This is a genomic window from Salinivibrio sp. MA440 (assembly GCF_001996265.1).
GTDB classification, from domain to species: Bacteria; Pseudomonadota; Gammaproteobacteria; order Enterobacterales; family Vibrionaceae; genus Salinivibrio; species Salinivibrio costicola.
This window is the reverse complement of record NZ_MUFI01000011.1, coordinates 68,216-75,755: the sequence shown is the minus strand read 5'-3', so window position 1 is coordinate 75,755 and position 7,540 is coordinate 68,216. Positions and strand designations below refer to the sequence as shown.

Annotated in this window: 10 protein-coding genes and 2 pseudogenes; 6 read left to right on the top strand and 6 right to left on the bottom strand. The window is 47.5% G+C overall.

Annotated elements, in window-relative coordinates; translation table 11 throughout:
- Together BZG80_RS15835 and BZG80_RS05530 are read right to left on the bottom strand one after the other, a co-directional pair.
- Positions 1–219 (bottom strand): hypothetical protein (locus BZG80_RS15835; protein WP_131827543.1); only part of this gene is annotated, 219 nt, incomplete at its 3' end.
- Between the two features lie 12 nt (positions 220–231).
- Positions 232–630, bottom strand: a complete 399-nt coding sequence (locus tag BZG80_RS05530) for a hypothetical protein (protein WP_158011529.1) — start codon at positions 628–630, stop codon at positions 232–234.
- 174 nt (positions 631–804) lie between these two features.
- On the opposite strand from BZG80_RS05530, the pseudogene BZG80_RS16075 reads away from it, so the two are divergent.
- From BZG80_RS16075 to BZG80_RS15725, 3 genes and pseudogenes are all read left to right on the top strand, one after another.
- Positions 805–921 (top strand): annotated as a pseudogene (locus tag BZG80_RS16075) (IS5/IS1182 family transposase); the annotation flags it as partial.
- 82 nt (positions 922–1,003) lie between these two features.
- Complete coding sequence (locus BZG80_RS05525) at positions 1,004–1,921, top strand: IS5 family transposase (RefSeq protein ID WP_077678924.1); 918 nt, start codon at positions 1,004–1,006, stop codon at positions 1,919–1,921.
- Between the two features lie 64 nt (positions 1,922–1,985).
- A pseudogene (locus tag BZG80_RS15725) lies at positions 1,986–2,120 on the top strand (IS5/IS1182 family transposase); the annotation flags it as partial.
- Positions 2,121–2,148: 28 nt separating this feature from the next.
- On the opposite strand, the gene BZG80_RS05520 reads toward BZG80_RS15725, so the two are convergent.
- Positions 2,149–2,388, bottom strand: coding sequence for a hypothetical protein (locus BZG80_RS05520; protein WP_077678919.1), 240 nt, complete (start codon positions 2,386–2,388; stop codon positions 2,149–2,151).
- A gap of 259 nt (positions 2,389–2,647) precedes the next feature.
- Between BZG80_RS05520 and BZG80_RS05515 the strand changes: the two genes are divergently transcribed.
- From BZG80_RS05515 to BZG80_RS05505, 3 genes are read left to right on the top strand one after another with little or no spacing between them, the layout of a single operon-like run.
- Positions 2,648–3,673 (top strand): Preprotein translocase subunit SecY, encoded by a 1,026-nt coding sequence (locus BZG80_RS05515; protein ID WP_077678918.1) that lies wholly within the window; start codon positions 2,648–2,650, stop codon positions 3,671–3,673.
- A 32-nt stretch (positions 3,674–3,705) separates the two neighbouring features.
- Entirely contained in the window at positions 3,706–4,428 is a 723-nt protein-coding gene (locus BZG80_RS05510) for an AzlC family ABC transporter permease (RefSeq protein ID WP_077461281.1), read from the top strand.
- The gene (locus BZG80_RS05505) at positions 4,425–4,745 is read left to right on the top strand and encodes an AzlD domain-containing protein (protein WP_077576527.1); all 321 of its coding nucleotides are present in this window, start codon (positions 4,425–4,427) and stop codon (positions 4,743–4,745) included. Before BZG80_RS05510 ends, BZG80_RS05505 begins: the two co-directional genes overlap by 4 nt.
- Before the next feature lie 79 nt (positions 4,746–4,824).
- On the opposite strand, the gene BZG80_RS05500 is transcribed toward BZG80_RS05505, so the two are convergent.
- The 3 genes from BZG80_RS05500 to BZG80_RS05490 all read right to left on the bottom strand — a co-directional run bounded on the left by BZG80_RS05500 (position 4,825) and on the right by BZG80_RS05490 (position 7,425).
- Positions 4,825–5,112: a YrhK family protein gene (locus BZG80_RS05500; RefSeq protein WP_077660201.1), complete on the bottom strand. Its 288-nt coding sequence runs from the start codon at positions 5,110–5,112 to the stop codon at positions 4,825–4,827.
- Between the two features lie 38 nt (positions 5,113–5,150).
- Positions 5,151–5,384 carry a DUF3955 domain-containing protein gene (locus tag BZG80_RS05495; RefSeq protein WP_021022767.1) on the bottom strand — a complete coding sequence of 78 codons (234 nt, stop codon included), beginning with the start codon at positions 5,382–5,384 and terminating at the stop codon, positions 5,151–5,153.
- A 157-nt stretch (positions 5,385–5,541) separates the two neighbouring features.
- Positions 5,542–7,425, bottom strand: coding sequence for a methyl-accepting chemotaxis protein (locus tag BZG80_RS05490; RefSeq protein WP_077461279.1), 1,884 nt, complete (start codon positions 7,423–7,425; stop codon positions 5,542–5,544).
- Between the last annotated feature and the right edge of the window lie 115 nt (positions 7,426–7,540).

Below are 7,540 nucleotides of genomic sequence, written 5' to 3'. Positions count from 1 at the left end.
ATGATCAAATATTCTTTTATCTACACTATTTTTCCAACCATCAATCTCACTCGATATGATTATCTTTAAACCAATTGAATCTTCTTTCCTTACCACTGCACAATATGCAAAACTAGAACTGATATCCTGAGGTTTCATTTTCGACATAGATGTCGCATCTGAAACATCTGGTATTCCTAAAGGGATAGCATACACATCTTTCTCTGATACGTTTCTCATGACAAATCCGCCTTACTTATTACACTCTTTCCTGGGTTTTCTTCCATTAATATCAATCTTAGCTTTATTATACTCATCATTAAAAGCTACTCCTCGGGCATCTACTCTTTCTTTATCAAAAGAATTAACTTTATTACCGCGGTTTGTAATTGATATATCTTTTCCTCTGACACCAGTTTTAGTGCCATATTCTTCAATGTACGCCTGTTCATAACCTCTCACTTGAGCATAGTTTAAATCACTCTCTAACACGACTAGCTGAGCATCTCCAGCTAAACGGCCAGAAGATAAGTGCTGTAACTCTCGTTTAGTAGGGTTATTTGATATTCCTATATAGTACGGTTTACTAGCACCTTCATCATACAAACCATAGACCGAGAATCCCCCCTGATTTAATGGGGTCAGCCCCAACGGATCCACCCACTCCAGAGGGTTGGCAACATACGCCTGCGGCCTTAATCCACCCGCAAACCCTATCGGGTCTGAGCTAAGATACTGGCCACTGTCGGCGTTGTTTCCTAAATCATTGAACTTATCACTCTAGCGGCGATCAGATCATCAAAGCCTCAAAACAGGTCACCGATGATGAGCAAAGCCAAGTACAAAATCAGCAACTGGAAGCAATACAATCAGGCATTAGTTAACCGTGGTTCGATTACCTTTTGGGTTGATGACGCCGCTATCCAGGGCTGGCACTGCAAAAACCGGCGTTGTTTCCTAAATCATTGAACTTATCACTCTAGCGGCGATCAGATCATCAAAGCCTCAAAACAGGTCACCGATGATGAGCAAAGCCAAGTACAAAATCAGCAACTGGAAGCAATACAATCAGGCATTAGTTAACCGTGGTTCGATTACCTTTTGGGTTGATGACGCCGCTATCCAGGGCTGGCACTGCAAAAAGCATCATGGCAAACGAGGCAGAGGCTTTACGTTTACCGATGGTGCCATTGAAACAGCGGTGATGGTTAAAGGTATTTTCAAACTCCCTCTTCGCGCCCTGCAAGGCTTTCTCGACTCGATATTTGGCTTGATGGACGTGCCGCTAAAATCGCCGTCATACAGTTGTATCAGCAAACGGGCGAAGACGGTTGAGGTTAACTACCGATTACCCAGTCGTGGGCCCGTTGCTCACGTCGTCATTGATGCCACCGGTTTAAAAGTGTTCGGCGAGGGGGAATGGAAAATGCGCAAACATGGCCAAGAAAAACGCCGTGTTTGGCGCAAGCTGCATCTTGCGATTGACGACAGTACACATGAAGTGATTTCTGCCGTTGTTAGCTTGGCATCTGTCGGTGACAATGAAGCCCTACCGACGCTGCTCAATCCGTTACGACGAAAAATTGCCCAAGTCAGTGCTGACGGCGCTTACGATACGAAAGCCTGTCATCAGGTGCTCAAGAAAAAAGGCATCAAACCGACCATTCCACCGCGCAGCAATGCGGGTTACTGGGAGGACGGCCACCCTCGCAATGCAGCCGTCAGCGCCTTGAAATCGGGTAACTTGGAAGACTGGAAACAAGAAGAGGGTTATCACCAACGCTCCCTGTCAGAAACAGGCATGTCTCGATACAAAACGTTAATCAGCCCTGAGCTGACTCTACGTAACTACGATGCACAAGTTGGCGAAGCATTGGCCAACGTGAAAGCGATAAACAAAGTCATAAGACTTGGTATGCCTGTTAGTTACCGAGTTGATTGATGGGAGTAATCACATTGGGATCAGTGCGTTAGGTGACTGATTTGATCAACAACGCCGCNTGTCTCGATACAAAACGTTAATCAGCCCTGAGCTGACTCTACGTAACTACGATGCACAAGTTGGCGAAGCATTGGCCAACGTGAAAGCGATAAACAAAGTCATAAGACTTGGTATGCCTGTTAGTTACCGAGTTGATTGATGGGAGTAATCACATTGGGATCAGTGCGTTAGGTGACTGATTTGATCAACAACGCCGCTCTAACCTGTAATAAGCGTTCTTTTCGACGCCGCTTTTGTTCAATCGCCATCTGTTGGCCCTGCATCGCATCCATTCGCGACAAGCGGCCTACACTTTGTTGATCTAATATGATCGTACTATCCGCCCCATTTTGTTCACCCACCTCTAGCTCAGCCAACAGCTCGGCTTCTAACGCGGACAACTGAGCATGAAAATTATCAAGATCCATACCTGTATTCCTCAGCTATAAGCATTTGCCTTAATGAAAGGCTTACTATGACATTTTCCTCGATAGAGAGGAAATAGTGCGGCTCGATAATCCGTGATAGTGACGAATAGGCAGATCCTTACTGAGTGACGATGCCTTTTAACGCAGGTTGGTGAGGAATCAGGCGTTCATTCGAATTTTCACACCTGACTAACACACAAACGCCACGATCTGCGCTAGGCTTTGCGACTTCTTCATTTCGTCAGGATAAAAAGACAGCATGAATCCAGTTGCCGGGCCTTTCCCTCGAGATAACTATCGTTTCCCAAAGGGCCGCTTTTCGATAGTGAGTGTTTACAGCTTTACCAGTGCCGCGATTGTGGCCTCAACGATTTTCTCGCTCCTTTTATTTCTCTCGCTTGATGACAACCCGTTAATGCAGTGGTTGTTTGGCGCGCTTGCTGTCATTTTTGAAGCAGGTAAGTTTTATGCTTGGTATGAGTTTGGCGAACGTCGTGCCCACGGTAACTATACTGGCGCCGCCTCGGCACTCGGTTTTTATCTCATTTTGGCTCTAATCTCGATTGGCGGTAGCATCGGCGGCATTAACAGTGCCACGAATGCAGCACAGAGTGAGCAGCAACAAGGCCAAGCCAAGGTCGCGGCTTATGACCGCCAAATTGAAGCAATTGAGCAGCAAATTGCACTGAATAACGAGGCCGCTGAACGGTATATTGAACTAGATAGAATTGCGACGGGTGTAGCACGGCTACAACGGGAAAACACCCAGTTGCGCAAAGAACAACAACAACTGGCATTAACGCGTGACAGTTTACCGGCGGTGGCTCAAGGCTCCGTTTTAGGACTAATCAGTAATCTCGCCAATACCTTAGGGGTGAGCACGGATCAGGCCCAATCTTGGCTGGTGATATTTCTTTCCGTATTATTAGATTTATTCGCGGCTTTTTTTGTTGGCGTCATCGGTGAGGAACAACGCTTTCGCCACTGGTACCATCACCCACACAGCGATCCTTTAAACGCGACTGCACCTGCAACATCGAGCGAGACCCAGACGACCTCAGGCCAGGCAACCTCCTTGCCTGAAACGCCTAACGATGAGACGCTTGGGTTCCCCTACACCGATATAAAAACCGCACTTGCTGCCAAAACGATACGCTGTAGTAAAAAAGCGGTAAGCACTGAGTATGCGCTAAGCCAAGACACTGTCGATAATCTTTTTACTCAATTGCAAAAAGAGGGGCTCGTCGCCAAAAAACCTAACCATCATTATCATTGGGTCGGTTAGACTAGACGAAAAACACAACAAGAAGGTGACCTATGCATAACGCTGCACAAGAGCTGCATGCTCCCAAAGCATCGCTATGGCGCGCATTAGGCGATGTTAGTCCGCTTTGCCTCGCCGTTCTCCCGTGGGGAATTTTATGTGGTTCATTAGGGCTGCAAATGGGCTTTAGTGCCTTGCAAACACAGGCGATGTCATTACTCGTTTTCGCGGGTGCAGTGCAGTTGTCCGGCACCATGATGGTCGGCAGTGCGGCTGGCCTACCCGCCGTGTTGGGCTCTACTTTGGTGATCAGCGCACGCCACCTGTTATATGGCGCACACTTTCGTCAGTACATTACCCCTTTGCCTCTCAAGTGGCGCCTCGGCCTTGGCTTCTTATTAACTGACGAAATGTATGCACTTTCAACCGCACACACTCGCAAGCACGACAGGTTTTCTAAACATTATGCCCTTTATACCGGCGCGGCGTTTTACATCGGTTGGAATCTTGCCACCTTAGCGGGCATTTTGGCGGGGTCACAACTTAAAGCATTGGAAGCTATTGGGCTCGACTTTGCCATTGCGGCAACATTCATCGCGCTCACGGTACCCAGTATAAAAACACGGCCCGTTTTACTGTGCGCCTTAGCGAGCGGTTTAAGCATGTTGCTACTCACCTATTACCAGATCCCTCATGCGCTGATTATGGCAACCGGAATTGGCATGGCGTCGGGGTTGCTCGCTGAATCGCTACCCGCTAGGAGGATGACATCATGAACTACTGGTTAATGATCGTTGCCATGGCGTTGATCACCTTCTCCGTGCGCTACCTTCTGCTTGCACGCAGTGTACCTGTGCGCATCGGTCCTCGATTGCAACGGCTACTTACCTACTCAGCACCGGCGGTATTGACCGCGCTGTGGGTGCCGATTGTCTTCTTTCCCGAAGATAAACTGGCTATCTCTACTACCAACCCTTATTTGCTAGGCGCGGTGGTTGCCATTGGCTTAGCGTGCACCCGTTTATCAACGTTATTAGTCGTCGGGATATCGATTGGCTTCTTTGTTGCCCTTCAGCTACAGGTGTTCGGCTAACGCATAGAAAAACAAAAGGCGGGAGCATTTACCCGCCTTTTTCATCATCTTCAATATATCTGTGATTCACATATGAACATCAGTTATTTTGAACACGTTGCTTTTGAACACGTTGCTGCACGCGTGAGACGTGCACCAATCCTGTTAATTTGATACTCGGCTTGAGCAGAAGCTGCGCACTCCCGACGATAAAGAGCCAGGTGCCGCTTTCTATCAATGCATCATTGAGAAAAAAGAAGCTTCCAATCAAAAACCAGATCGCAATCAACAGGTCGTTAAATGCACCAAAGGCTTCATAACGACGCTGAATCGCAAAATGCTTATTACCAATATCAATATCCAGCTCTCGGCCATTACGCTGTATCATTTGCTTCCTCTGGACCTTGGTATTAATAATCGATGGCATTAACAGTCAATGTGTTGGCGTTTAATCCCCAGCATCGTCTGCACCATATTCAAGAAGAAGGTGACAGCACTCATGCCTAAAAACAACCATGCAAGAGGAATGAAGGCGAATAGCTCTTGTATCGAACTGTTTGCAGCTATTTGTGGTGTGGAAAGGTTGAAAGCGAGCAGGCAACCGATGCCGAGTAGAAAGAAGATAAAAGATGTACGAAAATGTCGCAGTAGGGTTAACATAAAACCTTTTTTAATTGCTTCAGTACCCTTTGTGACTGACTACTGTCTCAGAAGTTCCCTGTTTTTTGCATTTTTTTCAAAAAAAAGCGTTCACCATGTTGGTACCAAGGTGAACGCTGGCCTACGTGATTAGCTTAACACCAATAAATCATCGAACCTACAGCTTGTAGGTCGAGACTTTGTCGTTCAGTTTGGTGGCTTGATGACGCAGATTATCCGCCTCTTGTGAGGTATCGTTAGCGCTGTGTACTAAGTGCTCAGACACGTCCTTGATTGAGGTAATATTCTGTGTGATTTCACTCGTGACATGAGTCTGCTCTTCCGCTGCCGTGGCAATTTGCGTCGCCATATCACTTATCTGATTTACCGCCGCATCAATTTCACTCAGCGCCGCAGTAGCTTTATCAACATCAGCAACCGAATCGCCCGCCAGGGATGAACTGCTTTCCATGGTCGACACAGCGCTAGCAGTTGTGGTTTGCAAGGTCTCGATCGTTGATTTAATTTCTTCTGTGGACGCGTGTGTACGTTGCGATAAGATACGAACTTCGTCGGCTACCACCGCAAAACCGCGACCTTGTTCACCCGCACGTGCCGCCTCGATCGCCGCATTCAATGCCAACAGATTGGTTTGCTCGGCAATACCTTGAATGGTCGATAATACGGTTGAAATCTCTTGCGAGTGTTTGTCCAACTCGGCAACGATGGTGCTCGCCTGCTTGAGTTCATCCGATAAGCGTGTGATCGATGTTTTGGTATTTTCAACCACCGCACGCCCGTTATCGGTACTCTCCGTCGACGCTTGCGCTGTACTGGCCGTGTGCTCCGCGTGAGAAGCAATCTCTTGCGTGGCGGAGGCCAGTTCAGTAACCGCCGTGGCCACCATAGTGACTTCTTGTTGCTGTTGATTAATATCATCCACGTTACGGCGAGCGCGTTCCGTACTGCTATCTGATTGTGAGGTCAACTGCTGCGCTTGTTCACGAATATGGCTGATGAGCTGATGCATACTGCCAACGAAAGTGTTGAAGTTTTTTGCCAACTGCCCCACTTCATCGTCGCTTTCTACCTCAATCCGTTGCGTAAGATCACCGCTACCATGAGCAATTTGCTCCAACGCGTTGGAAACATTGGTTAACGGCCTAAACAGTATATTAACCAGTAAGTTAAATAACAGCGTACATGCAATAACAACCGCAATAGTGACCGCAATTTGTCCCCATACCGCATCAAACAGTGGTGCCACTAAGGAGTCGTAATTAATGACGGTCACCGTGATCAAATCGGTATCTTTGATCGCTTTTGCGTATACGACACTTTCAGCGCCGCCTACCTCAGCGGTGACACTCCCACCGGAATTCATCGCCGATTTTATCGTATTAAACGATAACCCTAGTTCACTAATGGATTGATTAAGCAGATCGGTGTTCGCATGCGTAAAAACATTGCCATCCTGGTTGGCAATAAACATATAACCACTACCAGGCAAAATAACTTTCTCCAAGCCCTCGATGATATCGCCAATCTCTACATCTGCGCCCAACACCAAGGTTTGCCCATTAAACTGCAATGCCTTACCCAATGAGACAACATTCGCCCCCGTTGCTGCAGCTACCGTTGGATTATCCATAAACACATTAGACGGCGAAGCCTTGGCATTGGTGTACCAGCCCCATTTTCTAGGGTCGTCATTACCCGGCGGCAACACCACCCCATTGGCATTATCTTGGCTACCGTCCGGATACGCGAGAAAGACATTATCAAATCCGCCCGAATCGCGAACCTGTTTGAGGTGAGTAACCATGTTGTCTGGGTCCGCTTCGCGGGTCAGTGATGTCATGGCTCGCTCTTTGGATGCCACCCAATCCGACACATACTGATTATACGACGCTGTTGTACTCTCTAGTCGTTGCGCCACTTCTGTATCGAGTCGCGACAAAGAGGCTCTAAAAGAAAGCGCCTCGACCAGAAAGCCACCGATAATAATGGCAAGCCCGGCAGAGACCGCCAGCTTGTGCTTGAGGGAAAGTTTTTTAAACATAACTGCCTTGTTAGTCCGTCATAATGTATTAATTATAATTTCAGTAAAACAGTGTTCCTGACGCCCGGCAAAATGGGCGCCAAACAACTGATAGGTCCATCACAACATTTTTGTG